The 26,542-nt window shown below is 68.7% G+C and carries 22 protein-coding genes; 4 read left to right on the forward strand and 18 right to left on the reverse strand.

The features are described from left to right. The first annotated feature begins 85 nt into the window (after positions 1-85). Positions 86-868: a hypothetical protein gene (locus tag VEC57_17830; protein HYC00999.1), complete on the forward strand. Its 783-nt coding sequence runs from the start codon at positions 86-88 to the stop codon at positions 866-868. On the opposite strand, the gene VEC57_17835 is transcribed toward VEC57_17830, so the two are convergent. Continuing rightward, positions 865-1,410: a VOC family protein gene (locus VEC57_17835; protein HYC01000.1), complete on the reverse strand. Its 546-nt coding sequence runs from the start codon at positions 1,408-1,410 to the stop codon at positions 865-867. The two genes, VEC57_17830 and VEC57_17835, sit on opposite strands and share 4 nt — an antisense overlap. A gap of 62 nt (positions 1,411-1,472) precedes the next feature. On the opposite strand from VEC57_17835, the gene VEC57_17840 reads away from it, so the two are divergent. Beyond that, positions 1,473-2,237: a rhomboid family intramembrane serine protease gene (locus VEC57_17840; GenBank protein HYC01001.1), complete on the forward strand. Its 765-nt coding sequence runs from the start codon at positions 1,473-1,475 to the stop codon at positions 2,235-2,237. 9 nt (positions 2,238-2,246) lie between these two features. Here VEC57_17840 and VEC57_17845 read toward each other — a convergent pair whose 3' ends face one another. Genes VEC57_17845 through VEC57_17865 form a run of 5 tightly spaced genes read right to left on the reverse strand, consistent with a single transcriptional unit; the run spans position 2,247 to position 6,099 of the window. Further along, positions 2,247-2,474 carry a (2Fe-2S)-binding protein gene (locus VEC57_17845; protein HYC01002.1) on the reverse strand — a complete coding sequence of 76 codons (228 nt, stop codon included), beginning with the start codon at positions 2,472-2,474 and terminating at the stop codon, positions 2,247-2,249. Next, on the reverse strand, positions 2,471-3,556 hold the full coding sequence (locus tag VEC57_17850; protein ID HYC01003.1) for an FAD:protein FMN transferase: 1,086 nt from the start codon (positions 3,554-3,556) through the stop codon (positions 2,471-2,473). Before VEC57_17850 ends, VEC57_17845 begins: the two co-directional genes overlap by 4 nt. Positions 3,557-3,566: 10 nt before the next feature. Continuing rightward, entirely contained in the window at positions 3,567-4,109 is a 543-nt protein-coding gene (locus VEC57_17855) for a hypothetical protein (protein ID HYC01004.1), read from the reverse strand. 3 nt (positions 4,110-4,112) lie between these two features. Next, entirely contained in the window at positions 4,113-4,643 is a 531-nt protein-coding gene (locus VEC57_17860; GenBank protein ID HYC01005.1) for an FMN-binding protein, read from the reverse strand. Between the two features lie 25 nt (positions 4,644-4,668). Next, positions 4,669-6,099, reverse strand: coding sequence for a hypothetical protein (locus VEC57_17865; GenBank protein HYC01006.1), 1,431 nt, complete (start codon positions 6,097-6,099; stop codon positions 4,669-4,671). A 164-nt stretch (positions 6,100-6,263) separates the two neighbouring features. Here VEC57_17865 and VEC57_17870 point away from each other — a divergent pair, with 164 nt between their 5' ends. Together VEC57_17870 and VEC57_17875 are read left to right on the forward strand one after the other, a co-directional pair. Beyond that, positions 6,264-7,592, forward strand: coding sequence for an FAD:protein FMN transferase (locus tag VEC57_17870; protein HYC01007.1), 1,329 nt, complete (start codon positions 6,264-6,266; stop codon positions 7,590-7,592). A gap of 183 nt (positions 7,593-7,775) precedes the next feature. Then, positions 7,776-8,756: a nitronate monooxygenase gene (locus tag VEC57_17875; GenBank protein ID HYC01008.1), complete on the forward strand. Its 981-nt coding sequence runs from the start codon at positions 7,776-7,778 to the stop codon at positions 8,754-8,756. 84 nt (positions 8,757-8,840) lie between these two features. Here the strand turns inward: VEC57_17875 and VEC57_17880 are convergent, their stop codons facing one another. From VEC57_17880 to coxB, 12 genes are all read right to left on the reverse strand, one after another. Further along, on the reverse strand, positions 8,841-12,698 hold the full coding sequence (locus VEC57_17880; protein HYC01009.1) for a hypothetical protein: 3,858 nt from the start codon (positions 12,696-12,698) through the stop codon (positions 8,841-8,843). Further along, complete coding sequence (locus VEC57_17885; protein ID HYC01010.1) at positions 12,698-14,527, reverse strand: hypothetical protein; 1,830 nt, start codon at positions 14,525-14,527, stop codon at positions 12,698-12,700. Before VEC57_17885 ends, VEC57_17880 begins: the two co-directional genes overlap by 1 nt. Next, positions 14,517-16,694, reverse strand: coding sequence for a heme-binding protein (locus tag VEC57_17890; GenBank protein HYC01011.1), 2,178 nt, complete (start codon positions 16,692-16,694; stop codon positions 14,517-14,519). Before VEC57_17890 ends, VEC57_17885 begins: the two co-directional genes overlap by 11 nt. Next, positions 16,694-18,394 carry an FHA domain-containing protein gene (locus VEC57_17895; GenBank protein ID HYC01012.1) on the reverse strand — a complete coding sequence of 567 codons (1,701 nt, stop codon included), beginning with the start codon at positions 18,392-18,394 and terminating at the stop codon, positions 16,694-16,696. Before VEC57_17895 ends, VEC57_17890 begins: the two co-directional genes overlap by 1 nt. A gap of 5 nt (positions 18,395-18,399) precedes the next feature. Further along, positions 18,400-19,236, reverse strand: a complete 837-nt coding sequence (locus VEC57_17900; protein ID HYC01013.1) for a hypothetical protein — start codon at positions 19,234-19,236, stop codon at positions 18,400-18,402. Positions 19,237-19,487: 251 nt separating this feature from the next. Further along, positions 19,488-20,246, reverse strand: coding sequence for a ferritin-like domain-containing protein (locus VEC57_17905; protein ID HYC01014.1), 759 nt, complete (start codon positions 20,244-20,246; stop codon positions 19,488-19,490). After that, positions 20,243-21,436, reverse strand: a complete 1,194-nt coding sequence (locus tag VEC57_17910) for a hypothetical protein (GenBank protein ID HYC01015.1) — start codon at positions 21,434-21,436, stop codon at positions 20,243-20,245. The genes VEC57_17905 and VEC57_17910 overlap by 4 nt, the downstream gene beginning before the upstream one ends. Before the next feature lie 126 nt (positions 21,437-21,562). After that, positions 21,563-22,555, reverse strand: a complete 993-nt coding sequence (locus tag VEC57_17915; GenBank protein HYC01016.1) for a cytochrome c oxidase assembly protein — start codon at positions 22,553-22,555, stop codon at positions 21,563-21,565. Further along, a complete protein-coding gene (locus VEC57_17920; protein HYC01017.1) occupies positions 22,552-22,929 on the reverse strand; it encodes a hypothetical protein in 378 nt (125 codons plus the stop codon). Before VEC57_17920 ends, VEC57_17915 begins: the two co-directional genes overlap by 4 nt. Before the next feature lie 8 nt (positions 22,930-22,937). Then, complete coding sequence (locus tag VEC57_17925; protein HYC01018.1) at positions 22,938-23,543, reverse strand: cytochrome c oxidase subunit 3; 606 nt, start codon at positions 23,541-23,543, stop codon at positions 22,938-22,940. Continuing rightward, a complete protein-coding gene (gene ctaD, locus VEC57_17930) occupies positions 23,540-25,516 on the reverse strand; it encodes a cytochrome c oxidase subunit I (protein HYC01019.1) in 1,977 nt (658 codons plus the stop codon). Before ctaD ends, VEC57_17925 begins: the two co-directional genes overlap by 4 nt. Further along, on the reverse strand, positions 25,513-26,526 hold the full coding sequence (coxB, locus tag VEC57_17935; protein ID HYC01020.1) for a cytochrome c oxidase subunit II: 1,014 nt from the start codon (positions 26,524-26,526) through the stop codon (positions 25,513-25,515). Before coxB ends, ctaD begins: the two co-directional genes overlap by 4 nt. Positions 26,527-26,542 lie beyond the last annotated feature (16 nt).

The raw sequence follows: 26,542 nt of genomic DNA on the forward strand, positions 1-26,542 counted from the left end.
GGCGGGCGGTGTCGGCGTGTGCGTCCTGCGACGCCGCGGCCGTCGAGGTTCGATCCACGCAAGGCAGGAAACAAAGAGAACGGAGATGATGCGGAAAGTGAATTGGAAGATTTCGGTAGCAACCCTTGGATTCTGCTTTGTCATCGCACCGGCCGGCGCGGCTCTGGCCCAGCAATGCGGGGACGTGACCGATGACGGCAAGGTGGCGGCCAGCGATGCGCTGGCGGTCCTGAATGCGGCCGTCGGGCGGCCCGTCGAGCTGATCTGCACCGATTCCTGCGCCGTGCTCGAAGAGCGCGTGGCGGCGCTCGAGGCGCTGCTCGATCACGTCTCCGTGGTCGGAAACAACCTGCGCATCACCGGCCAGAACCTGCAGGTCGTCAGCGGCGCCGGCGCGACCTACTCGCCCACCAACGGCACCGGCAACATCATCATCGGCTACAACGAAGACGACGATGACGATCGCAGCGGATCGCACAACCTCGTCATCGGCTCCTTTCACAGCTACAGCGCGGCCGGCGGCGCGGTCCTGGGCGTCGACAACGACATCAGCGGGGATGCGGCCACCATCCTCGGCGGCACCGCCCACGAGGCCAGCGGCGACTTCGCCGCCATCCTCGGCGGCTTCCGCAACGACGCCCGCGGCGAGAGCTCGACCATTGCCGGCGGCGAGGACAACCGCGTGGACGGGCTGAGCGGGGCCATCAGCGGCGGCGTCGAGAACTTCGTCGATGGCGACGTCGGCGTGGTCAGCGGCGGCGGCGGCAACGAGGTCAATCATGACGGCGCCGCCATCAGCGGCGGATCGGGCAAGCAGTCTTCGGCCCAGTTCCAGTGGATCGGCGGGACGCCGTACTCCGGTTTCTAGTCATTGCGTGACGCGTTGGCCTGCTCGCTCGGGCAGGCCGACGCCGCGCCTTCCGGCCTCGCGCGAGCCAGGCCCGCCTTCTGCACGGGATTCTCGAACTCGGTCAGCTCCTCCCAGTGCTCGACCACGAGAGTGCGCATGCGGCGATGGGCGACGATCTCCAGACGGATTCCGTCGGGGTCCTCGAAGAACGTCGCGTAGTAGTCCTCGGCATATTGCGGGTACAGGGCCGGCTCGCTGGCATCGATGCCGAGCGCGCGCAGGCCGGCGGCGGCCGCGTCCACTTCGGCACGCGACGCTACGCGGAAGCAGTAGTGGTGAAGGCCGGGGCGGTACGGGTCGTGTGGTGGCCCGCTGCGCGAAGGCCGGATCGAGTACTGCGTGACCTTGTTGAAGTAGTGGAAGTGAGGCTCACCGCCGATGGCGAAAATGCCCTTGCGGAAGCCGAGCAGGCGCATGACGCCGTCGTAGAACCGCTCGGAGCGATCGAGGTCGGTGACGGTGACATAGACGTGATCGACGGCCGTGACCTCGATGCTCATGAGTTTCTCCTGGCGAGCGGGCGGGAAGCATCGCGCCGGATTCCGGGCTAGGATCGATTCGCGTGTTTCCCATTCGTGACGACAATCCTTCGCTTTCGACCCCGATGTTCACCTACCTCGTCGTGGCTCTCAATGCTGCCGCATGGGTGTTACTGCAAGGAATGGGGGCCGAGCCGGCGCTGAGCGCCTCGGTGTGTCACCTGGGACTGATTCCCGGCGAATTGCTGGGACTTGCGCCCGATGGTCTCAAGGTTCCCATCAGCCAGACTGCCGCGTGCGTCATCCATCACGACGCCGCCAACTGGCTGAGCCCGTTCACCTCGATGTTCCTGCATGGAGGCTGGTTCCACATCCTCGGCAACATGTGGTTCCTGTGGCTCTTCGGCGACAATGTCGAGGACTCGATGGGGCACGTCCGCTTCGCGTGCTTCTACGTCATCTGCGGTCTTGCCGCCGCCGCCGCGCAGGCCTTCTCCGATCCTGCCAGTGCGGTGCCGATGGTCGGCGCCTCCGGCGCCATCGGCGGGGTGATGGGTGCGTACGCGGTGACCTTCCCGCATGCGCGCGTCGACATGCTGATCACGCTCGGCTTCTACGTCACGCACGCGGCCGTGCCGGCCTATCTGATGCTCGGCTACTGGTTTCTGCTGCAGATCATCGGCGGCGTGCCCGCGCTGCAGAGCGAAGGAGGCGGCGTCGCGTTCTGGGCGCACGCCGGCGGCTTCCTTGCCGGAGTCGTGTTGTCGTTCGTGTTCCGCAATCCCGATCGCCTGGCCGCGCAGCACCGCGCGCGGATGCGACAGCAGCTGTTCGGTTACAGCGATTGAGCTGGTGGCTCAGCCGACGACGGCGGGAGCTGCGAGGGGGGGCGCGGCGTTGCCGGTCTCTTCGGCCGCGCGCGCCGCAGCGGCATTGCGCAGCATGCGGGCAATCTGAGGATGGCAGGAGCGGCAGCACCCGCCGGCGCCGCAGCGTCGGGTGACTTCGGCAATGGTGCGCGCACCCTTGGCGATGGTCTCGCGGACCCTCGTATCGGAAACGTTCTCGCATTCGCAGACGATCATCGCTTACCCCGTCCTGTGCCCGCACTATGCGGAAGTTGAATTTCATGTTCAAGCACGTTGGGGGCGGTTTCGACAGAATTCTGCGGACTTGGGGGCGCCAGTGCCTCGAACGCGGGGGTGGCGAAGTAGCCGTCGCCGTCCTCGAACCGCACCTCGATGCGGGCGGCCCGTGCCGCCTGCAGGCCGGCCCGACCACGGATGACTGCCGCCTTCGACCATGCCTCGGCGGTTGCGGCATCTGAGGCCTGGACGGTAGCCAGACGCGGCGGGGCGACGGGCATTGCCGACTCCGGGTCGATGATGGGCCCGGCAGCGCCGGTGCCGATCGCCCGCGACGTCGAGAGCGCGCGGTCACGCAGCAGCAGGAGGCCTGCGACCTGGCCGGTGCGAAGGCCGGTCACCAGCACGTTCCACCCCTGCGCCGATCCGGGCGGTGCGCCGACGGCGATCTGGCTGGAGCCTCCGAAGTCGGCGAACGCCGCCTGCGCTCCGCCCGCGCGCAGCAGCCCGGCGATGCGATCGAGCGCGATGCCCTTGCCGATGCCGCCGGCATCCAGTGCGGTGCCTTTCGCCAGCGCCGCCTTGCCGTCCCTCAGCGTCAGCGCGGCTGCGATGCGATGAAGCGTCGGCTGCGGCGCCGGCTTCGGCACCGATTCGTCGCGCCAGTGAAGCGACAGCGCTCCGGCCACCGGATCAAAGGCGCCGCCGGTCGCCACCGACAGCTTCTGCATCTGTTGCAGTGCGGCAAAAAGGTCCGCGCTGACGGGAACCAGGCCGGTGCCGGCGCGCGCGTTGAGCCTGGCCAACTCGCCGTCGGAGCGCCACGTCGTCAGGATGTCGTCCCAGCGTCTGGCCTCGGCGATCGATGCGTCGGCGAGGCGCCGCGCGGCGGCATCGTCATCGGCAATGACCGTCACCTGCAGGATCGTACCCATCACCGGCGCGCCGGTGCGGGCCATGGCCGCGACAGCAGCCGAAGCGGGGACGATCGGAAGCGCGAGCAGGAGCGCTGCTACGGCGGCAACGCGGCGGCAGCGGTCGCGCGGCGAGCCGGCACGCCTGCATGGCCGCCCGCTGCTCATCGTGCGGATGTCAGCCTTCGAGCTGGCGATCGTCCGGATCCGGCTCGAACGTAGGATCGCTGTCTTCGTACGCGCTCGGCTGCTCGAGCAGAAGCGCGCGGGCGACCACGATCATCAGCAGCAGGATCGTTCCCTCGAGCAGCAGGAAGAAGAAGATCTTCGCGTACGCGAAGCCCGGGTGAACGAAGCGCACGCCCCAGCCGCTGAGCTCGTCGGCAATCCCGGCGACGAAGGAGGTGGTGATGCCCCAGGCCTTGATGCGCATCGAGATGGGCACGAACAGCAGAAGGTGGGTCAGCGTCAGCAGCAGGATGCCCATGGCGAAGCTGTGGAAGTGCAGCACCTCGAGCATGCCCTGGAAGGATCGCGGCTGCAGGAAGCGCTCCTCGCTGCCGCGGTAGTACTCGATCACCGAAGTCGGGGTCAGGCTCATCTTGGCGAAATAGAGGCCCGCCGACGTCGCCCACAGGAAGAGCGTGTAGACCAGGAAGCACCACACGATCATCTTGAGCAGACTGTTGCGCGTCCACTCCCCGCTGACGACGAACCGCATCGACTACTTCCCCTGCAGCAGCACCGCATGGATGGCGAGCACGCGCCGGATGCCGTCGGTGACGGCCTGCGCGCTGAGCGTGGAGCCGGTGATGGCGGCGATCTCCTGCCCGAGCCGCAGCTCGTCGGCTGCGGTCTTGCCCTTGAACAGACCGAGCCACCGCTCCGTCGGCAGGTATTCGAGCGGCTCGTGAAACGCCAGCACGTGCGTTGCCCGAACCTCGCCCGCGGGGCTCAGCACGACCAGAAACGTCTCGGGAAGGGTGCGGACGATGTGCGTGTCGAAGATGGCATAGCCGAGGAGCTCGCCGCCGCGATGCCCGGTGTACACGGTGACGAGGCTGGACTCGACCTTGGCGCGCGCGCGCTTTTCGATCTGCGCGCGCTGCTCGTCGGTCAGATAGTGGTTCTGGGGCTCGACGCGGTCCGCGTCGGGAAAGGCAAGCTGCAGTGCCTCGTCGCGCGCATGGAAGACGGTGGCGCCGGCCGGCGCCGCAGGCCCTGCCAGGACGGCAAGGCCTGCGGCGACCAGCATCGCCAGTGCGTAGTGCCGTCGCGCGTCAGAACGCGAAGCCGGCACCGAGTCGGATCTCGTCGGCAAGCTCTCCGCCATCGGAGTTCTGATTACGATAATCGGCCTTGATGATCACCTGCGTGATGGGCTTGTAGGATAGACCGACTTCCCAGATCTCGCGGTCCTGCGTCTCGTCGTCCGCGAAGCCGTCCGGCACATCGGCCAGCGTGTCGAACTGCGAGTAGCGCACCCACGGCGCCAGATAGTGGCGCGTGCCCGGCCGGATCCACGGCAGGACGTCGTAGGCAGCCTCGGCGTACCAGCCATACTGCTGGCCGCCGATGGTCTGGTCGGCCACCAGGCTCAGCTCGGCCGCGTCCTCGATGCTGCTGAACGCGCCGAGAGCCCGCAGCTCCAGGCCGTAGCCGCGGAACTGGGCGTGGGCTTCATAGATCTGCGTGAAGACGTCGGGCTTGAACGTGACGTCGTCGGCCGGATCGTTGGCATTGGCACCCTTGTCGATGAAGTTCTGGTTCTGGCCCGAATTGCCGAGGTACGCGGATGCGCCGACCGTCAGCATCTCGATCGGCGAGTAATCGAGGCGCCCGACCCATGCCCAGTCCTCCGCCTTCTCGAAAGCGCCGTTCTGGCGGCCGCCGCGCAGGCCGCTGGAGCGGAAGTCGAGCGCGTCCAGACCGGTGATCGCGTAGGTGCGATATTCGAGCCCCGGCAGCAGCTCGCCGAAGATGCCGGCGCCGTTGGCACGCCACGTCGACGGGATGATCTGCTGCTCGACCTGCGGCCGGACGTTGCCATGGAAGAACGGCGGCTCGTGGATCTCGTTGATGAAGCCCATCGGCACCAGCAACAAGCCGGCGCGCAGATTGGCCATGGGGTGGAGCAGGAAATCGAGCGTGGCGAATTCGACGGACACCGATCCGCCGCCGCCGGTCGTCGCATGCTCGTACTCGATCTCCGAGTTGAAGACGATCCAGTCGTTGAACTTGTAGCCGGTGTAGAGCACCAGCCGGAGGTGATCGAACTCGTCGCTGACGCCCGCGCCGTCGCCCACCTTCTCCCGGTAGTTGAACTCGCCGTAGCCGCCGAGCGAGAGGCCCTGGCTGACGCCGTATACCTTCGACGCCGCAGGTCCCAGTCCGTACGTGCTCTTGAGCTCCTTCTTCTCCGGCAGAACCATCGCTTCCTTCAGGACACGCACCTCATCGGTGAGAATGTCCTGGCGGCGCTCCACTTCCTCGACACGAGTGGCGGGCCCGGCCGGGGCGGCGGCCGGCTCGGGAAGACCCAGCTCCTGGCGCAGCTGCTCCATCTGCTGCTGGATCGCCTGCTGCTGGCGCTCGAGCTGTTCCATCTTGCGCAGAATCGCCGTCTTGTCGGCCGCTCCCGCCGTCGGGGCGGTGGCCAGGGTCACCAGGACCGCGGCGGCCCCCGCGGCCGTCCATCCTTTCCATCTCATTGCAGGTTCCCTCCAAATCGGCGCATGTGGCCAGGATTTTGACTTTCATTTTCAGTTTGCTGCGCGCGTGTCAACCCGGCGGCCGGGGGCGCGCCGCGCTCGACCGCCGCCGGCCCGGCCATGCACGTGCGGTACGGCGGTGGCAGTGCCGGCCAGGATTTGACTTGAGCCTCGCCCGCCACGACCTCAGCGCCTTGGCGAGCCCCCGCTTCACGCCGCTGCTCGCGGCAACCCTTTGCCTTCTCGGCGCGGCGGCGCCGGCGCCGGCCGAGGAGGTGCGCGAGGCGCAGCGTCTGCTCGGCGCGATCGTGGAGACCGTCGTCGACGCGCCCGATCGCCAGACCGGCGAATACTGGATCGATCAGGCCGTCGAGGTCGGACGCAGGCTCGAACGCGAGCTGCGAACCGACGACGAGCGCAGCGAGGTCGGCAAGCTCAATCAGCAGGCAGGGCAGGGCCCGGTGCGCGTCACGGTCGATCTGTACCGACTGCTGACGCTTTCGCAGCTTCTGTCGCGGATCACCGGCGGCGCCTTCGATCCGACGGTCGGCGCCCTCGTTCGTGCGCGCAGCATGGCAGCCGAAGCCGGTCGCGAGGTCGAGGATGCTGTCGATGCCGCGCTCGGCCACGTCGGCTACGATCGCGTGATCCTGCATCCACCGGATCGCGTCGAGCTGGCGCGCGCCGGCATGGCGCTCGACTTCGGCCTGCTGGCCAAAGGCTACGCTGCATCGCGGATGGCGGCGCGGCTTCGCGAGCTCGGTGCAACGCGTGCGCTGCTGCGCTTCGGCGACGTTTACGTCGCCATCGGTCCGGGCAGACGCGACCCGCCATGGCGCATCGACGTCCCGCGCGGCAACGCCATCGCCGGCAGCATCGCGCTTCGCGATCGCGCAGCCGCCATCGTGCACTCGCTGCAAGGCACCGACGACGGCCAGCGGGCGTCCGGCGCACGCAGCGGTGGCGGCCATGGCCCTCACATCATCGATCCGCGCAGCGGTCGCTGGATCGAGGCCGATCGCCAGGCCGTCGTCGTCGCACTCGATGCGGCCATCGCCGCCGGATGGGCGGTGGCCATGATCGTCGATCCCGATGGCGTGGCGGCGCTGCTGGAGACGCCGCGCGACGTCCATGCGCTCGGCTACGACGAGCATGGCGAGCACCGCACGTCCCGCTTCGACGCCGTCGCCGGCTACGACAGCGCCAGGCGCTCGACGCGAAGGGACGCCGGCGCGGACGCCACCGGCAAGGCGGCAGCGACCCACGGCGAACGCGATCGAGAGGCAGGCAGGAACGACGCCGGCGCGGGGGAGCATCGCGGTGCCGAGGAAGAGGCCGCCGCCGAGCAAGGCAATCCACCGCCCCCGCCCGACGACCCGACCCCTCTTCGTTCGCCCGCCGACGAGAGCCACGAGGAGAACGAGCAGGCCGCGTCGCCGATGGAGGAGGACCTGCGCGAGCAGCAGCCGCCCAGCGGCGACGGTAGACAGTGACAGCAGACCTGCGGCTGCGGCTCCGGCGTCGCCACTGCGGTCAAACGCTTGCCGCCGTGCGCTCGACCTCGAGCTGAGGGTCGCGCTGGTGAGCGACAAAGAAGAGGCGGTCCGCCGTCGCCGCCTCGACCGAGAGTTCGCTGGATGCACCTATTCTTGCCGGCGCCGTCAAGGCGGTGGTAGATGGCGACCATGCTACCCACCGCATTCACCACCCTCGTCGGATGCGCCCGACCGCTGCAGCTCGCGGCCATGCCGCGCATCAACACGCCGGAGCTGATCTCGGCAGTGGTGGGCGCCGGCGGCCTCGGCATGATCGGGCTGCCGATGCTGCCGCCGCCGCTGGCGGCGACGGTGCTCGACGAGCTTGCCGGCTGCTGCCGCGGTCCCTTCGGCGTCAACTTCCTGATGCCGTTCCTCGACGTCGAGGTCGTCGATGTCGCGGCACCGCGCGCGCGCGTTCTGGAGTTCTTCTACGGAGAGCCCGACGCGGAGCTGGTTCGCCGCGCCGCCGCCGGCGGCGCGGTCGTCGGATGGCAGGTCGGCTCGCGCGCGGAAGCCGAAGCGGCGGTCGCCGCCGGGTGCCGCTACGTCGTCGCGCAGGGCCTGGAGGCCGGCGGGCACGTGCGCGGCACGACGCCGCTGCGCGATCTCCTGGTGGAGGTGAAGGCGGCGGTATCGGTTCCCATCGTTGCCGCAGGCGGCATCGGATGCGCGCGCGACGTTGCGGACGCGTTCGACCGTGGAGCGGCAGCGGTGCGCGTCGGCACGCGTTTCGTCGCGACGGCCGAATCGGACGCGCATCCGCTGTACGTGCGTGCGCTGCTGGAGGCCGAAGCCGACGATACGGTGCTGACGGAGAAGTTCTCGGCGATGTGGCCGAACGCGCCGCATCGCGTGCTGCAGTCGGCGGTCGATGCCGCCGATGCCGACACCAACGAAAGCGTGGGCGAGACCGACATGGGCCCGGGCATGCGCATCACACTGCCGCGCTTCGCCGTCGTCGCGCCGACGCGCGACACGACCGGCAACGTCGCCGCGATGGCGCTGTACGCCGGCCGCTCGGTCGCGAGCGTGCGGGAGATCGCGAAGGCCGCCGATGTTGTGCGCGAGTTGTGCGACGGCGCCGAGCGTCTGCTGCAGGAGGAGCGGCTCGGAGACTAGCGCTGGCGCAGCGCCGCCGCTGATGCCGGCGCCGTCGGCGGCTCCCGCGATCATCGAGCTACAGCGCGAGCATTTCCTGGAGCGTCAGCGGCCTCGATTCGACGCGGGCACCGTCCACGGCCGCCCGCGGTCGTCCAGATACAGCGCGCGCATCTCCTCGAGCGTCAGCGGCCGTGAGCCGATGCGTCCGAACACCGCCACCTGATGTCCGGTCTCGTCCACCGCACGGTCGCGCTCGAGCGGCCGCGAGATCGACAGCGCCGGCGAGTCCGTCTTTCGCCACGCAATCAGCTCGGGGACGAGCTCGGGGCTGAAGCCGTACAGGCGCGGCTGCGAGTCCGGCGAGGTCAGCTGCACGACGGCCAGGCCTTCGCGCCCCGCCGCCAGATACGCGAACAGGGAGGCGTTGGTCATCGCCACCGTCACGTCGCGCACGTCCGAGAGGCGGCCGCCGCCGTCGAAGTACTGCACGAGGCGCGGCCGCTCGGGCCGCTCCACGTCCACGATGGCAAGGCCCTGGCTGCCGGCAGCGATCAGGGCGTAGGTGCGGGCCACGATCACGCGCCGGGCATCGGCCAGCGGCACCGCCGCACCGGCGACGACGCGCGGCTGCTGCGGCCACGTCACGTCCACGACCTTCAGCCCCTCGGCATCGACGACGAAGAGGTAGCGGAACTGCACGAAGCCGGCGCGCGCGCCCGCCAGCGGAATCGTCGCCAGATGCCGCGGCTGCCGCGGATCATCCAGATCGACGACGACCACGCCTGCATCTGCGGCGACGTAGAGAATGTGTCCGGCAAAGGTGGCATGCACGGCGCCGTCGAGCAGGCCCTCCGGGTTCCAGACGACGTCACGGCGCAGGAAGTTGTTGCGCGGCTCGAAGTCTCCCATCGTCACCACGTCGGTCAGGATGAGGCCTTCTTCGGCATCGGTGATCGCGGCGTAGCGGTAGATCGGATGCATGGGCTGCTCGAGGTTGGTGCGCAGCATCAGCTCGTCGAGCTCGGGCGTGCCGCCGTTGCGTTCGGGTCGCACGGGCTGGGTGGTCGGCAGCGCCACGCAGGTGGCATTGCGGCTTTCCACGCGCGCATCGTGCCCCAGCGGCGAGAAGGGCGCCGTGATGATGCGCTCGGAGAAGTTCTTGTTGGCGACGTTGGCCACGTCGTAGGCCTGCATGCCGCGCTTGCCCTCGGCGACGTACAGATACTCGCCCCGCAGCTGCACGCAGGCCGCCCGATGCGAGTCGTGGGAGAATTTCGCCTCCGCCATTTCCCTGGCGCGCAGCTCGCGGCCGCCCGCGAGGTGTCGCGCGTAGTCGTCCGGATAGGCGTAGCGGTGCAGATAGCTGCCGAGGACCGCCTGCGGCTCGTTCCATTCGGTCACCTGCACGGCCTCGACGCTTTCTTCGGTGCCGACGAAGGCGTGAAAGCCGAGCAGGTTCATGTAGGAGGTTCCCAGCCCGAGCAGCTGCGCCATGATCGCGTTGTTGTCGCCGGCCTCCGAGAGGTGGCAGTCGTCGCAGCGCTTGGTCTCCTCCGTTCGCACCGTGTGCGGGAAGTGCGGGTTGAACGCCTGCGAGCTGTAGCCGGAGGAGGCCACCGGCGGCTGCTGCACGTAGATGTGGTTGCGGTTGATGTCGGTGGAGGAGACCACCAGCGCCGACGACGATCGCAGCGGCGCCAGGATGCCGCTCTTCACCTGCCCATGCCGGCCAAGGATGAACGCGTCGTCGCGCACGACCTGCGGGTTGTAGGTCGCGTAGTTGCGCGTCTCGCCGCCTTCGAAGTGATGGCGCTCGGTCTTGCGGTTGGCCTCGATGGGAAGATGGCAGCCGCCGCAGGTCGTCACCCACGCCGAATGGCAGGTGAAGCAGGCCATCTCGTCGTCGCGATGTGCGCGGTCCTGGCGCGCCGGCACCGGGCCCCATGCCTGGGTTCCGGTATCGCGCGTCATCGTCTTGGCGCGAGCGGCCTCGGCGTTGAAAACGGGGCTGCCGGGCGTGACCGTGTCCCTGACCTGCACGACCTTCCACTCGCGTCCCGGAGTCACCAGCGAGCGCTGATAGAGCTCGTCGCCGCGCCACACGAAGCGCAACTGACCGTCGGGATTGCGCAGGTCTGCCAGATTGCGGCCGCCGTCGGGCGCCGCCGGCCCGGACGTTCGCAGCGTCGCGCGCGCATCGACGGTGCCGTGGCAGTCCTTGCACGCGATCTCCACCGCTGCCGCCACCTCCGCCTTGATGTGGCCGTCGCCGTGGTTGTCGGTCGAGTAGTGACAGTCGGTGCAGTGCATGCCTCGCTCGGCGTGGATGTCGCGCAGGTGCACCGCCTTGCGGAACTTGTCGGGATCCTCGTCGGAGACGCGGCGGCCCTTCCCGTCGAGCAGGTGACCCTTGCGGTCACGTTTGAAGATGGCGCGGAAGTTCCAGCCGTGCCCGTGGTAGTCGGCAAACTGCGTGATCTTCGTCCGCGTGTTCAGCGCCGAGACGGCCGCCAGGAACTCGAGGTCGCGCCAGTTGCCGCGCGCGGCCGCGCCTTCAGGGTTGCGTTCGTAGGTGGCGTCGAGCTCGTCGTCGCTGGGGAAATGCTGCTTCTCCGGCCACATCAGCGGCGCATCGGCCTCGTAGTCCCACATCGTGAAGCCGAGATAGGAGTTCACGAACATGTTGGGCTGATGCATATGGCAGACGATGCACTGGCTGGTCGGGATCGATCGCGTCAGCTCGTGGCGGATCGGATGGCCGCTCTCGTCGCGCGGGATCGTCGGATCGGCCGTCTGCGTCCGTCCGCGATGGCCTGCATCGGCCCACGGCCCCGAATGCAGGGGATCGCGGTCGTTGGCGTAGACGACGTGGCAGCCGCTGCAGCCGGAGGCGCGGTAGTCGCCGGGCTGGTCGTTGGTGCCCATGAACCACAGCGCAGGATCGTTGAGGCGCGTCTTGTGGATGTTGAGCACCGGGATGCTCACGCGCGACCCGGTGCCCGGGCCGCGGTTGGACGAGCGGGTGTCGGGCCGCCCCGGCTCCTCGAGCGGATTGGGCAGGCCGATCTCGGGGAACACCGAGCGGATGTTGCGTCCGCCGCGCTCGAAGACGCGGAAGTTGTCCGCCGGCGGCACCGTCTCCCAAGACGGCAGCGGAAAGAGCTGCGGCAGGTTGCCTCGCGCCAGCGCTTCGGGCGTGTCGTCCCCGGCAATGCCGGGCACCGTCGCCGGCTGGCCGTCGCGCGTATAGGCCTCGCCGAGGATCGAGCGCTTCATCGGCAGGATGCCGTTGTTGTAGGCGGCCGCCGCCCAGAACATCGACATCGTGGCCATCATGCTGCGCTCGACGTAGCCGACCTCGTGCTGATGGCAGGCCCCGCAAGCCTCGCGCGCCACTCGCAGGTCGCCGGGATTGACGAACCGGATGAACTCGGGCGCCTCGCGGTTGAGCAGCGTGTAGGTGCGCTCGGGCGTGGCCGACGAAGGCCAGCGCCAGCTCCGCGGGTAGCGCGGCAGCACGTGCGCGCGCTCGATGGCGGCGAGGTAGGCGGGAGGATGCCCTTCCTTTCCATGCCCCGGAGCGTGCACGACGTCGTCCGGCGCGAAAACCGATGCATCGCCGCCGTGGCAGTCGGTGCAGCCGAGAACGACGGCCTCGCTGCGATGCATGGACGCCGAATCGGTGGCGGTGTGACAGGATATGCAGCCGGCCGACTTCGCGTCCGCCTCGGCGCGCGACTGGTCGCGAGGCGCCGGCGGATAGACCGGATACGTGATGTCGCGCGGCTTCTCCTCCGAGGAAGCGTCGGCGGCCGTCGGTAATGCCAGCGCGATCAGCGCGGCGGTCGCAAACGCGAGGGCGACGAGCGCGATCACGGTCATCGTCGGATCGATGAGAGCCAGCGTGGCGGCGCGCAGGCGTCCTCCGAACCATCGCGGCTGTCGATCTTCCTCTCGCATCAGTAGACGAGCGTGACGTTGAGAAGCGTCGAGTAGAAGACGGAGTAGCGGTCGTCGTAGAGGTCGGCCAGGCCTTCGCCCGGAACGAGCACGGCGGCCGAGAGGCGCACGACGATGTTCTGGTTGAAGAGCGGGCGCCACAGCAGCGCCGCCGAAAGATCGTAGCCGATCGTGCTTTCCACGTGCGCCTGCTGGCGCACCACCTGCAGCACCGCCGTGTCGTCGAACTCGAGATAGCTGGCGTTGGCGGTCAGGCGCAGCTGCGGCGTCAGGTCGAGGTCCGCGCCGGCGCCGGCCAGCCAGATGCCCGGGTTGACGAAGTTGGACTGTCCCTCCTCCTTCGAGGAGCGCAGCGACGGGATCAGGCCGTTGCGCGCCGACAGCGCGACGCCGCCGCCGCCCACCAGCGGAATGTTCTGCCGGTGCCAGTAGCTGGTGTCGGCGCCGGCGAGCTGCGGGTTTTCGAAGACGGCATCGAAGCCTTCCGCCTCGCCGTCGAAGGGATCCTCGTCGCCCGGGGTGTGGAACGCGAAGAGCTTGAGGCGATACCAGTCGAAGTCCATCGAGGCTTCGATCGCCATGAGATACGAGAAGATGTCGACGTTGCGCGAGGCGATCGGGCTGCGCTCCTCGCCCAGAGCGAAGAACGCATTGGCGGTCAGGTTGAGGCGCCACAGCCGCCCGTCCAGCCCCGAGCCCAGATAGACGACGTCGTAGTTCTTGGGCCTCTCGTCGCCGATGGAAGCCGGCCTCTCGATGAAGCCGTTGTCGTTGAAATGCGCGCCGCGATCGCCGTCGCGGTTGCGGTTGTACAGGCAGAGGCCCGAGACCGTCAGGCCCGGCCGCAGGAAGTCCTGGTAGTAGCCGTTGACGACGAAGACGTCGTCGCCGCGGTCGCCGAAGAGGGTATTGAGACCGGAGTTGGTGTCCTTGTCGAGACGGTGGAACCACGCAGCGTTGTACTGCAGGCGGTTGCGGAAGCGGTTGCCGAACAGGCGGATGCCCGGCTGGCTGTCCTGATACAGGAAGGCGCGGAAGTCGCTGATGAACGTCTGGATGCCGATGCGGATGCTGTCGAAGTCGTAGGCCTCCGAGACGTTCCGCAGATGCCGGTCGTAGAGCAGCTCCTGGATGCCGAGGTGGCCGTCGCTTCGGTGCTCGCCCTTGTCGGGATCGACGTTGACGATGCCGCGCTCGCCGACGGTCAGGTCGTTGTACTGGCCGGCCAGAACGATTCGGAACTCGTGATCGGGCGGGCGGAACGTCGTGTTGCCGTTGACGATCGAGGTCTCGACGATCACCGTCTCGGCGGCGATGAGCTGATCGCCGGTGCCGAAGACGTCGAGGTCGTCCGGATCGTCGGTGGCCTGGCCGCCGACGCCGACCGGAATGCGGCGGCCTTCGATCAACGTGTCGGAGATGACGCCGAGGTTCAGGAACCACTGCGGCCCGAACCAGGGCAGCAGATGACGGATGGGCCGGTCGGCCTTGAGCGTGTTCTGGTTGTACGGATCGTACCAGCGCTCGCGCACGCCGAGGTTCTCGATGATGCGCCAGCGGTCCGGCAGCGACGTGAACGGCTCGCCCTGCAGGGGTCGCAGCGGCTCCAGCAGCGGCGCCACATCCTGCTCGGGATGGCCGGGACGGCGTCGCGGCGCCTGCGTATCCTGCGCGACGGCGGCCGTCGGCGCTGCCAGCCACAGCGCAAGCGCGACGATCCCGATGCAGGCGAGGGAGGCGGCGACGCGGATTCGCGACGGAGCGTTGCCGGCGCGCCGCGGACCTGCGGCCGGCGCCGAGCGATCGGGCATCACCGCTCTACCTGCCATCGCACGGACTCTGCTCGTCGCTGTTTCGGAACGGTCGCACCGGACAGCTGACGTAACGAACGTTGGAGCCGTTCACCTCGAGGCGGTCGGCGCGCATCTCCTGCGGCGCGTTGTGGATGCTGCCAAGCTCCACGGAGGCGTTGTGCAGACCGAGGAATGCGATTGCATCGTCCTGATCGATGCCGTCTCCGGAGATGCCGACGGCTCCCACCAGCGTCGTGCCCCGGTAGATCGGCACCGCGCCCGGGAAGATCTGGATGCCGTTGTTCACGCCCGCGACCGGGCTGCAGCTCGGTGCCGGCTGCAGATCGGTGCTGCACGGCGCGACGCCGCGGATGCCGGCCGCCGAACAGGCGATGCCTTCGATGACCAGATCGAGCTGGAAGCCGGTCGAGAAAGGGCTCCACTGCTCGAGCGGGCGAGACAGCGGTCCGTTGTCGCGGCGGTCGATGCCGTCGGGAAAGAACGGTCGCGCCAGGTTGCCGATCGAGCGCGCCGCGAACGCGATGTCGCCCGTGAACACCATGTCCGCCGTCACCTCCTCGTCGCCGAAGACGGCGCGCTCCGTCAGGAAGTCGATGGTGGCATCGAGATAGCGCTGGATGGCGTGCGGCGCCGCTTCCAGCCGCGCGCGCGTCTGCGGCGAGGAGGCAAGCACGGCCGCGCGCGCCTTCTGCAGCGAGACGTCGATGCCGAACACCGGTGCGTCGGGCGATCGCACCAGCCCGAGCAGCACCCCCTCGCTGTCGACGACCGAAATGCTGACGCGCGCCGGAGTATCGAGCGGCCTGCGGATCGCGGCTCGCAGGCTGTCGGCCACCGACAGCGCGTGCTCGAGCACCGTTCGCACTTCCAGCGCCGTGAGCTGCTCTCCGGCCGGCGCGGTGCCGGCGCGCGGCGGGAAGCGCGGCACGCCGCCGGCGGTGACCAGAATCTCGGCCGGCAATCCCGAGTCGCCGAAAGACGGCACCGAAAGCACGCCGGAGGCGCTCGTGCCGAGCGCGATGCCGCCGCGAATACCGGCGCACGAGGCGACGTCGGTGAAGCCGGCGACGGCGAGGAAGCTCCCCTCGAGAACCTCGCAACCGTCATCGCTCGGCGGACCGTGCTCTTCCTCGTCGGCGAAGCGCAGCGACTTGCCGTCGACGAAGATGCGCTCGGCGCGCCTGTCCTCGGGCGCCTCCAGGCCGGCAGCGCCGGCAGCCGCGATGCGCTCCTCGACGCTCTCGTCGATGTCGAGGATGTGCGGGTCGAAGGAGTAGAGCGTGGCGAAGTCGTCGGTGCAGGCTGCAAAGGATTCGCAGGTGGGATGGCCGGGGCCGGCAAGCGCCTCCAGCAGCGTGGCCGCTTCCGAGCCCGGCGCCGCGGTGAACGCGCCGCATGCGAGGGCGCTGCAGCCTATCTCGACGCCGATGCCTCCGGCGGCAACCCGCCCGCTCATGCCGCCAGGACCCGTGCTGTCCAGATACAGCGGCATCGAGCCGGGATCGGCCGACAGTCCGAGCGGCATCGGGTGCGGCCCCGCGCGATCGTCGGGCTGGTCGGCGTCGAAGGGCCGCACGAGGTCGCCGCAGGGAAGCTGACTGAACTGGACGCCGAACAGCGGACCGCCGGGACGTCCGCTCTCGCCAGGATTGAAGTGCTCCTGGACGATCTGCCCGGCGGTGCGCGAAGTGAACGCATTGCCCTGGCTCGACAGATAGGCCGCGGTACCCGCTTTCGAAATGGCCGCGGCGGCGGCGGGAACCACCAGCGTCTCCAAGCCCGTGCGCACGTCGCGGCCGCTGGTGATGACGGTGTTGCCGGCTGCGCCGTCCATTGCGAACACGGCCAGCACGTTGCCGATGCGGTCGACGACGGCGATGGTCGCCGAGACGCCGAGCCGCTCGGCTTCGCCGACTGCGCGTGCCAGCGCTCCCTCGACGTCGGCGGCGGTGAGCGCGCGCTGCGCGCAGCTTCCGTCGCAGCTCTGCGGCGTGCCCGTGCTGCTCGATCCGCCGCTGCCGCACGCAGCCAGGCTCGCGGCCAGCCACGCCGTGACGATTGCAAGCGGTGCTGCCGCGCCGCGGCCAGGTTCGGCCCGGCGCCGGCAGCTGTCACCGGCCGCCGTCGAAGCCGCTTTGCGCGCGTTGCGGTGCACAGAGGCGGCGAGGCCGGACGCGCGCATCACGATCCCTCCTCGATCGCCGCGCGCTCCCCATGCATCGCGCCGAAGCGCTCGCGGTGGAAGTCGTGACAGCTCGTGCACGGCGAGGCGATCCTGCCCGTGCGCGGCTGCTCGCCGCCGTGACACTGGCGGCAACGCTCGATCCCCGGCAGCAGCACGTCGGTGGCCGACGCCGAGCGCCGCGCCGCATGACAGGATTCGCACGAAGTCGAAGCGTGCGAGCGGTGCTCGAAGATCGCGCGCGACAGCCAGCGCTCGGATCCGGGAAACGGCACCAGGCGGGCCGGAAGCACCCGAACGTCGCCCGCACTGCGCTCGAGCACGTGGCAGGTCGCGCAGGCGCCGCTGTCGGCGAGCAGCAGGCGCCGCACGCGTGCCGTCTTCTCGCCGACCCAGCGGATCACGCCGGCCTTCTCTTCGGCCGTCAGCTCGCGGCCCGGCCGCCGCCGCGCAACCAGCGGCGCTTCCTCGTCGACCTCCTCGCCGCGCAGCGCGCGCGTGGCGTAGAACTCGAAGAGATCGTTTTCCAGGGCCGCAGGATCGCCGTGAACCGCATGGCGGTCCGGGGCGCGCTCGTCGAAGGCCAGCGTGTGGCAGCGGCGGCAATGCTTTTCGAAATCGATCGCCTGCATCGTCTCGCCGCGCGCATCGGCGACGTGGCAGCTGGGACATTCGAGAACGACGGGGCCGAGAGCGGTCCTGAGCGCACCGGCCAGATGCTCGTCGTGCGGGAAGCGCAGTCCGCTCTGCTCGCGCGGCGATTGATCGAGTGGGATGCGCTGCTGCACCTCCGAGCCCGGCTGCGTCAGCACGGCCGGGCGGAACTCGGCGTGCGCTGCGGCGAAGTCGGCGGCGTCGAGCAGGTCGGTTTCGGGGTAGGTGGCGCGCAGATTGGCGTGACAGCTTGCGCACAGCGAATCGGGAAACGCTGCCAGCGTCCGGCCGCCGCGGTGCTCGTCGTGACAATCGACGCAGCGGGTGCGGTCACGGCCGGCGCCGCCGGCATCCTCGGCCGCATGGGCCCCGATTCCGCCGTGGCAGGCAAGGCAGGCGTTGTCGCTTACTTCTTCGAATCCTTCGACGTGGCAGGCGTTGCACTGCTCGGTGAAGTGCGCGTGCGAAGCCGACAGGGGCCCGCTGCTCCACGCCGTTGCCAGAATGCGTGCCCCGCGTGACCGCTCCGCCTCCGGTTGCGACGGATCGAACGGCGCCGCGTTTCGCTGCGACAGCCATGGCAGCGCGAACAAGCCGGCGGCTGCGGCGAGCGTTGCCGCCCACGCCAGCTTCCGCCGCGTGATCCTGCCGCGATGGATGCCGAGGCTGGTGCGCCGGGCGAGGTCGGCGGCCGAGGCCTGCGCGGACTCGATCTGCTCGACCTCGACTGCCAGATCGGTTCCCGCCTCCGGCGCTCGCACTCGCAGCTCGTGCGGGCCGATGCGGATGGTGTCGCCGATGGCGAGCGCTCGCGCCGAGGCGACGCGGCCGCCCACGCGCACGTCGTCGCCGCGCACCGCCTCGATCCACGGGCGCCCCTGCCGCAGGTGAATGGCTGCGTGCTCGAGGGCTACCGACAGGCCCGGCAGCTGGATCTCGTTGTCGGTGCCGCGGCCGATCCGCACCACCTCGACGTCGAGCAGCACGTCGCGCACGGCGCGGGTGCCCGAACGCTTGACGGTGACGTAGGAGATTCGCGCTCGCACTCGTCCTATCCGTGGTAGAGGACGACGAAGACGTGCGCTGCCACCGCGACCAGCGACGCCATGGCCAGCGGAACGTGGAAAGTCAGCCACAGATCCAGCAGAGCCTTGTAGCGGCCGTCCTTTCGAACCCGGTCGACCAGCGAGCGCTTGATGCTGAGGATCTCGAGCAGGCGTTGGACCTCGCCGCGCCGCGAGCCTTCGGTCTGCGCCGCTTCCGCCGACAGCATCGCCAGCGCGCGCGCCGTGCCGCATCGAGGATCGGTGCCCGACAGCTGGCGCAGCAGGCCGCCGCCGAGCCTGGTCTCCTCGATCGACACGCGAATGGCGCGCGCGACCGCATCGGGCAGACTCTCGGCCATGCTGCGGCATTCCGAATCGATCTCGGCGATGTGCTCGAGCAGCGCCGCCAGCTTCTCGCCGGGCCGGTTCTCGGTCATCCGCTCCGGGATCGCGGTGTAGTAGGCGACGCCGGCGATGCCCGAGACCACGACGGCAACCACCAGAGCATAGGCGGCGGTGTGGATGTTGGCGCCGAACTGGAATGCGCAGTGCAAGGGGACGAGCAGCAGCAGGCAGGCGCCCAGGTAGACGTGGGCGGAAAGCCAGCCGCGCAGCGGCGCTCCGGCGGCGTGGTACGATCGTTTGCGCACGCCGAACCACGACAGCCACGCCATCAAGGCCGCTGCCACAATGCCCAGGCCGTAGCCGACCGCGCTATCGCCGCTGCGAGCGTGGACCGGGCCGCTCATGACGTAGGCGGTCGAGCTTGCTGCCAGCACGACCAGCGACAGCTTCAGCCAGCGAAAGCGCGCGTAGGTCCAGAAGGATTCGTGGACGGCCATGTTTGCCGCGGGCGCGGCCGCTGGCTGTCGATCGGCGGAGGAAGGCGCGGGCCCGACGCGATCCGCCGCAGGCAGTGTCCGCGACCGAGCCGAACCTACCCGACCGCGAAGGGAGACGGAACCGGGACGGCTGCGGCCCATTCCGGCCGGAGCGTTCAGCGGCGCAAACGTCCGTGAGAGAGCGGCGAGCGAAGAGAGAAGAGAGAAGAAAGGGGTCTGGTCATGCGTGTGCACGACCAGACCCCGGGTTGTCAGTGTGTGGTGGCCGAATCGGGGTCGGCGGCTTCGTCGGCCTGGCCAAGGACCGAGGCGCGCACCCACTCCCGGACCTGCGACTCGTGCCGGGCCTCTTCCTCGGCAGCCTGACGGAAGGACGTGGCAAGCTCGGTGTGACCGAGCTGGTCACACAGCTCGATCAGCAGCTCCCATGCCGCCAGGTCGCCGAGCTCGACCGCCAGAATCGTGCCCAGGCACTGCGTCAGCGTGGTCTTGGGGTCGGTCAGTACCTGCAGGAAGCCGCTGGCGGCCACGCCCATGACGTCGGCGCACGGAGTGACCGCCGTGGGATCGGCGCCGAGCATTTCCAGCGCCGATGCCAGCATGCCGGCGTGCCGCAGCTCATCGTTGCGGATCTCCTCGAGCGCCTCGCTCGTCAGCGTCTCGTCGTGCGCATGCGAAGCCGCCAGCTTGACCAGCAGCGCGTCGTAGAGACGCACGCCCGTGCGCTCGTAAGCGAGCCGCTCGCCGAGCTTGTCCAGCAGCACGGTGGCCTGCTCACCCTTCAGGCGCGCCATCACGTCCTTGGCAAGGCCGCGCAGCTTCATCGGCGGCGGCATCGTTCCGACGGGATCGGCCTCGTCGCTGTAGGAGACGCGGATGGAGTACATCGCACTGGTGTCGGGCGTGGGCGCGTCCGCTCCTATTTCGGAGAGGTTGGTGTAGCCGATGGGAGAGGTGGCGATTCCGGTTCTGTTGTGGCCGATCTCGGTCGGCTTGGTCGGATTGCTCAATGGATCCTCCTGTCTTCGGCCAGGGCGACGGCGCGCTGCATGAGCTCGGTGCCCGGCTGCCACTGGTAGTTGGTGCGGACGCTCTCGGAGGGCGAGCCGGAGGAGTTGATGTAGCTCCTGTACTCGAGCGTGCGCTCGGGCTCGCCGTCCTCGACGTCGATGAACTCGGGGCCGTCGGCGCGCAGGTTCACTTCCGCCGACAGCGTCTCGCGCACGAACTCGCGGTGGCTTTCGTAGGCGATGGGGTCGGGAAGCTCCGCCGGCAGGATCTCGGCGGCGTCGCGCTTCTCCATGCGCTCGAAGTGCTCGATCGCGAAATGGAGCTGGCCCAGCTCGTAGTCCAGGAAGCGCTCCCAGATCGCCTTGATGCGCGAGTTGGTCTCGCTCTGCATGCAGCTCCAGTAGTTCCAGACCTCGCAGGCCTCGTGCATGACCCACTTCTCGAGCCACGTCTCGGTCGCGTCGATGAGCGACTCGTACTGCGTGACGTGCTGCTCTTCGATCGAGGCGATCTCGGCGTAGAGCTGGCGCGCCACCGGATCCGCGAAGATCGGGCCGACGTTCATGTAGTAGTTGCGCGTCTGCTGCTCGCCGGCCAGGATCGTCAGCGCGTTGAGCTTGCTCAGCGGATGCGCCGACATCTTCTCGTACGGCATGCGCAGGTCGTCCTCGGGCGCGCGGTGCTCCTCGACGGTGCGCCGGCCGGGCAGCACGTCCGAGTAGCCCTGCAGGATCGTGTTGGAGTCTTTGCCCTCCAGGCGGTCCAGCAGCGCGCTGTACGCGTGAAGGTGGTCGAAGTCCTCGAGCATCCCGAAGCGATACACCTGTGCCAGGTACTCGTCGGGCTCGTGCAGCGCCACGTGCGCCGTCACCTCGATGGCCACCTGTTCGTAGGCGATGGTGGTCTCGAGCGGTGAGTGATCGGGGGAAAGCAGCCAGTTCACCATCGTGGCCTGATGATGATCGATGCGGCGGACCTGCGCGGCGGGGATCTGCAGGTCGCGGTTGAAACGCGCCAGACTGTGGAGAAAGCCCACAGACTCGCTCTCGATTCCGTTCATGAGGATGACGCGGACCCGCGTGAATGCGTCATCGTTGAGCTTGCTGATCGGACGGCCGACGAGCTCTCGCCAGGTGAAGCGCTGCTCGTCGAGCGGCACGCCCTTCTGCTGCATCAGATCGAGTCCCATAAGTACCTCCAGCCGTTTCCGCCATGCTGATGGCCGTGGCTGGAAGCGCAAGACGTTGGCACCCCCGCTTCGTCGCGCTTTTTTCGCGGTTGCCGCTACGTCAGGTGCAGGAGCCGTTGCGCGCCGTCACCGTGTCGTGCGCGTCGTGGCCGTGCCGCCGGCCGCCATGCCCGCACGCGACCGCTGGAGCCGCTGCGCCCGCTCGTGGCTTTCGCGCAGCCAGCCGGCCGTCAGCGCCAGTCCTGCGAAAAGGTAGGCGAGCGCCGCGGGAACCCACATGATGAGGCCGCCCAGCTGCTGGTCCTCCAGAGCCGTCAATCCCCATGCCGAGGCGGTGCGCTCGTAGCTCGGGTACCAGACCGTGCGCGCGAACGTGAGCAGAGCTCCGAGCGCGCCGCTGTGCACCGAGGTCGTGAAGACGTAGAGAATCGCTGCGCCGTAGCCGGCCAGATCGCGCGGCCCATGCACGAGCGCCCACCAGAACAGCAATGCTGACCCGAGGAAGGCTGCGTGCTGCAGCGTGTGCACGAGATCGCTTCGCAGGGTGGCCTCGAAAAGCGCCGGAACGTGCCAGATCCACAGCGCCACCGCGTGCACGAGCCACGCCACCAGCGGCATCGTCGCCAGCGCCCATGCTCCCTGCACGCCGCGCACCCGCGCGGCGGCGCCGACGACGTGGCGCCATCGCGGCGGCAGCGCCCACATCAGCGCAGGCAGCGGGCGTGCGAGCACGAGCAGCGGGGCCGCCACGAGCATCAGCACCTCGTGCTGTGTCATGTGCGCGGAGAACAGGACCTCGCCCAGAGGATGAAGAGGAGAGGCCAGCGCCACCACCAGCGCCGTCCAGCCGGACCAGAACAGGACGGTCTCCGCTCGGCGCGCGCGCCGGCCCGCCGGCGAGGATTCGCGCGCCAGGCGGCGCGAGCCGGCGGCGTAGAGGAGGGCGGTCAGGACGAGCGGAACCAGCACCCATGGATCGCGGCTCCAGGCCCACCACAGATCGGCCGCAGGCTCGGCCGCGGCAGCGTCGCCATGCGCCGCCGCCGTGCCGGCGGCCAGGCACAGCGCAAGCGCGATGGTGGCGGCGTGCCGCGCGGACGAGGACGGAGGCGCGGTCATCGCATGCATGGGTCGATGAAGGCAGTGGCCATCCACTGCGCGATCAGCACGAGGACGATCAGAGCCGAAGTGCCCAGGCCCAGCGCCGACAGGAACCGCGCCCGCGTCAGCACGTCGCTGGCGGTGTCGGGCCAGTGCGCTCCCGCACGCCGCCACGTCGCCACCGACATCGCCGCACCGCTGGCCGCGATCAGCACGAAGAGCGCGGCCAGCACGTGCAGCCACTGCCGGTCGTAGCGCGAGCACACCAGGTGCACCAGGGCGTAGTTGATCAGCAGATGCGCGGCCAGCGCCAGCGGCGCCGCCAGCATCCCGTAGAAGAGCATCGCGATGCCGCGCGAACGCCGAAACTCCTGCTGCGCACCCATCGTCATGGTCGTCCTCATCCGAGACGCGGCACCAGGTACAGCGTTACGTAGCAGGGGACCCACACCAGGACGATGAAATACCAGTACAGCGCGTTGTCCGTGGCATCGACGAAGACCTTGGGGTCTGTGTGCCCGCGGGCGAACAACAGCCCGATCACGGCGGTCTCGGCGACCTCCGCCAGCAGATGGTAGGTGTGGATGCCGATGATCGTCCACACGATCGATCCGTAGGCATTGGTATCCCAGCCGACGTTCAGACGCGTCAGCTCCAGTGCCCGCACGGCGATGATGAGGATTCCGAGGACGACGCACAGGACGTGCCCGCGAATGACCGCTTTCGTGTCGAGCTTCCTGGCAACCGATTCGGTCCACCGCATCGGCGCCACGCTCAGCAGAAGCAGCGCCATCCCGATGGTCGGCACCAGCAGGTCCGGCAGCATCGTCGGCGCAAGCGGCCACTCGAAGGACCGGTCGCGCAGGTAGTAGTACGAGACCAGGCAGATGCCGAGCATCGTGCTCTCGATGGCCAGGAAGCTCGTCACGCCCCACCACATCATGCCGCGCGGCCCGAACGTGAAGCGCGGCAGCCCCGACACGTCGATCTGTTCTCGCGACGTCATTTCCTGCGCCTCGCTCCGTCCTTCTTGTCCTGCTCGCTCATCTCCTCGGCACGCGGCGGCTCGCACTCCTCGTCGCGCTGGGTCGGCCATGCCCAGCCGATCAGTCCGATCGCGCCGAGGGCGCTGCCAATGGGCAGCGCCCATGGCGTGAAGCAGGCCGTGACGAACGTCGCACCGGCGGCCAGCGCGGTCACCAGCGGCCAGATGGACGGCTGCGGCAGGATCATCAGGCTGTCCGGCTCGGCATCGATGCTGGTGAGGACCACCTCGCGGCAGTCGCTCTGCAGGCCCACGATCACGGGCGACTGCGGCGTGCGCGTCCAGGCCGGATCGCGGCTGTCCAGAATGGGAATGTACAGGAAGTTGTACGAGGGCGGCGGCGAGGTTGTCGTCCACTCCAGCGTATCGGCATCCCACGGATTGTCGCCGGCCACCGGCCCGTTGCGTCGGCTCCACCAGGCGTTGAAGAGGAACAGGGCCACGCCGAGCGCGAGCATGACCGCGCCGGCCGTCGACACCGCATTCAGCGAACCCCAGCCGGTTTCCGGCAGGTACGTGTAGACGCGCCGGGGCATGCCCTCCAGGCCGAGAATGTGCATGGGAAAGAAGGCCAGATTGAAGCCTACGAACATCAGCCCGAAGTTGATGCGCCCGAGCCTTTCGCTCATCAGCCGGCCCTCGAATTTGGGGAACCAGTAGTAGAGCGCGCCGAACAGCGGAAAGACGGCGCCGCCGATCAGCACGTAGTGGAAGTGGGCGACCACGAAATAGGTGTCGTGGAGCTGGTGATCGAGCGGCTCGGCAGCCTGCATCACGCCGGTCATTCCGCCGAGGATGAAGACGAACAGGAAGCCGAGGATGAACAGCATCGGCGTTCTCAGCACCAGGCGCCCGCTCCAGATCGAGGCGATCCAGCAGAAGACCTGGATGCCGCTGGGAATGGCGATCATCATCGTGGCAGCCGTGAAGAAGGCGGCGCCCAGCTGCGGCAGCCCCGTCGTGAACATGTGGTGGACCCACAGCCCGAAGCCGATGAAGGCCGTCGCGATGAGCGACAGGACCAGCGCCGTGTACCCGAACACGGGGCGGCGCGTGAAGGCCGGCAGCATGGCCGAGACGAAGCCGGTGGCCGGAATGAAGATGATGTAGACCTCCGGGTGCGCGAAAAACCAGAACACGTGCTGCCACAGCAGCGGATCGCCGCCTTCGACGGGATTGTAGAAGTGCGTGCCGACCAGCCGGTCGGTGGTCAGGAACAGGCTGGCCGTCATCACCGACGGCATCGCGAACACGACCATGAACGACGTGACCAGCATCGCCCACACCAGCAGCGGCACGCGGTTGATCGACATGCCCGGCGCCCGCAGCTTGAACGTGGTCACGATCAGCTCGATGGAGGCCGCCAGCGCGGAAATCTCGGTGAAGTTGATGAGCTGGCTCCAGATGTCGACGCGCTTGCCCGGCGAGAACTCGGGACCCGACAGCGGCGGGTACATGAACCATCCGGCATCGGGACCGATGTTCAGGAAGAAGAAGACGTACAGGACGATGCCGCCGAGCAGATAGATCCAGTAGCTGAAGGAGGCCAGGCGCGGGAAGGCGATGTTGCGCGTCCCCAGCATCAGCGGCACCAGGTAGATGCCGAACGCCTCCATGACGGGAATGGCGAACAGGAACATCATCGTCGTGCCGTGCATCGTGAAGATCTGGTCGTAGAGGTCCGGACCGATCAGGCCCGCCTGCGGCCGGGCCAGCTGCAGGCGCATCAGGAACGCCAGCAGGCCGCCGAGAAGAAAGAAGATCAGCGCCGTGACGATGAAGCGGCGGCCGATGTCCTTGTGGTCGTTGGAGGAGAGCCAGCCGACGAGCCCGCGCTCGCGGCGCCAGGCCTTCTCCAGCCGCCGCGCCAGCTCGGCGTCTTCGCGGCGCTCGGCCGCCGTGCGCTGCTCGCGGCTGCCGGCGCCGCTGCTCACTTCAGGCTCTCCAGGTAGGCGACCACCGCGTCCAGATCCTGCGGCGGCAGCGTCAGCGGCGGCATGTGGTTGCCCGGCTTGATGGACTGCGAGTCCGCGACCCATCGCAACAGATGCTCGCGCGTGTTCGGCAGCGCGCCGGCGCCGATGCGGGCACGGCTGGCCACGTGCGTAAGGTCGGGAGCGACGAATCCGGCGGCATCCGTGCCGCGAACGGAATGGCACATCGCGCACGGGCCGGTCAGGAAGACGTGCTGGCCGTGACGCAGGCGCTCGTCGGACGGCTCGACGGCAGGCTTGCGCTGCGCCTGCAGCCAGGCCTGGAACTGCTCTTCGGTCTCCACAACGACGTGGAAGCGCATGTTGGCGTGCTGGTGCCCGCAGAACTCCGCGCACTGGCCGTGGTAGAGCCCGGGGCGCTCCGCCTTCAGCCACATGGTGTTCTGATGACCCGGGATGAGATCCTTCTTGCCGGCAAGGTTGGGCACCCAGAAGCTGTGGATGACGTCGGTGGAGACGAGGATCAGCTGCACCGTCTTGCCGAGCGGGATGTGGATCTCGTTGGCCGTGATGACGGTGTTGCTCGGCACCGGGTCCTGGTACTCGACATCCCACCACCACTGCTGTCCCGTCACCTTGATGGTAAGGTCGGCCGGCGTGCGAGCGAGCGAGTTCAGCGCATGCCCGGTCGAGAAGCTGGCGAAGAGGAACACGAAGAGCACCACGGCGGTGGCGCCCACGGCCGCGCCGACGACGATGGACATGCGCCGTTCCCGCTCCGGCGCGGTTTCCGCGAGGCGCGTCTGCGGGCCGGTATGCGAGGACCGGTAGGCGGCCATCAAGATGGCACCGCAGACGAGGATGTAGATCGCCGCCAGCACCGCCAGCATCAGCCACCACAGCTCGGACAGATGCCGCGCGTGCTCGCCCGCGGCATCGAGCATGTTCTGCGGCCCCGCGCACGAAGCCGACAGAGCGCACGCGAGCGCCGCGCACAGCGGCGGCGCCATTGTTCTCCGGCTCGTC

This window comes from Candidatus Limnocylindrales bacterium, from assembly GCA_035626395.1.
In the GTDB taxonomy this organism is placed as follows: Bacteria; Desulfobacterota; Binatia; order UBA1149; family CAITLU01; genus DASPNH01.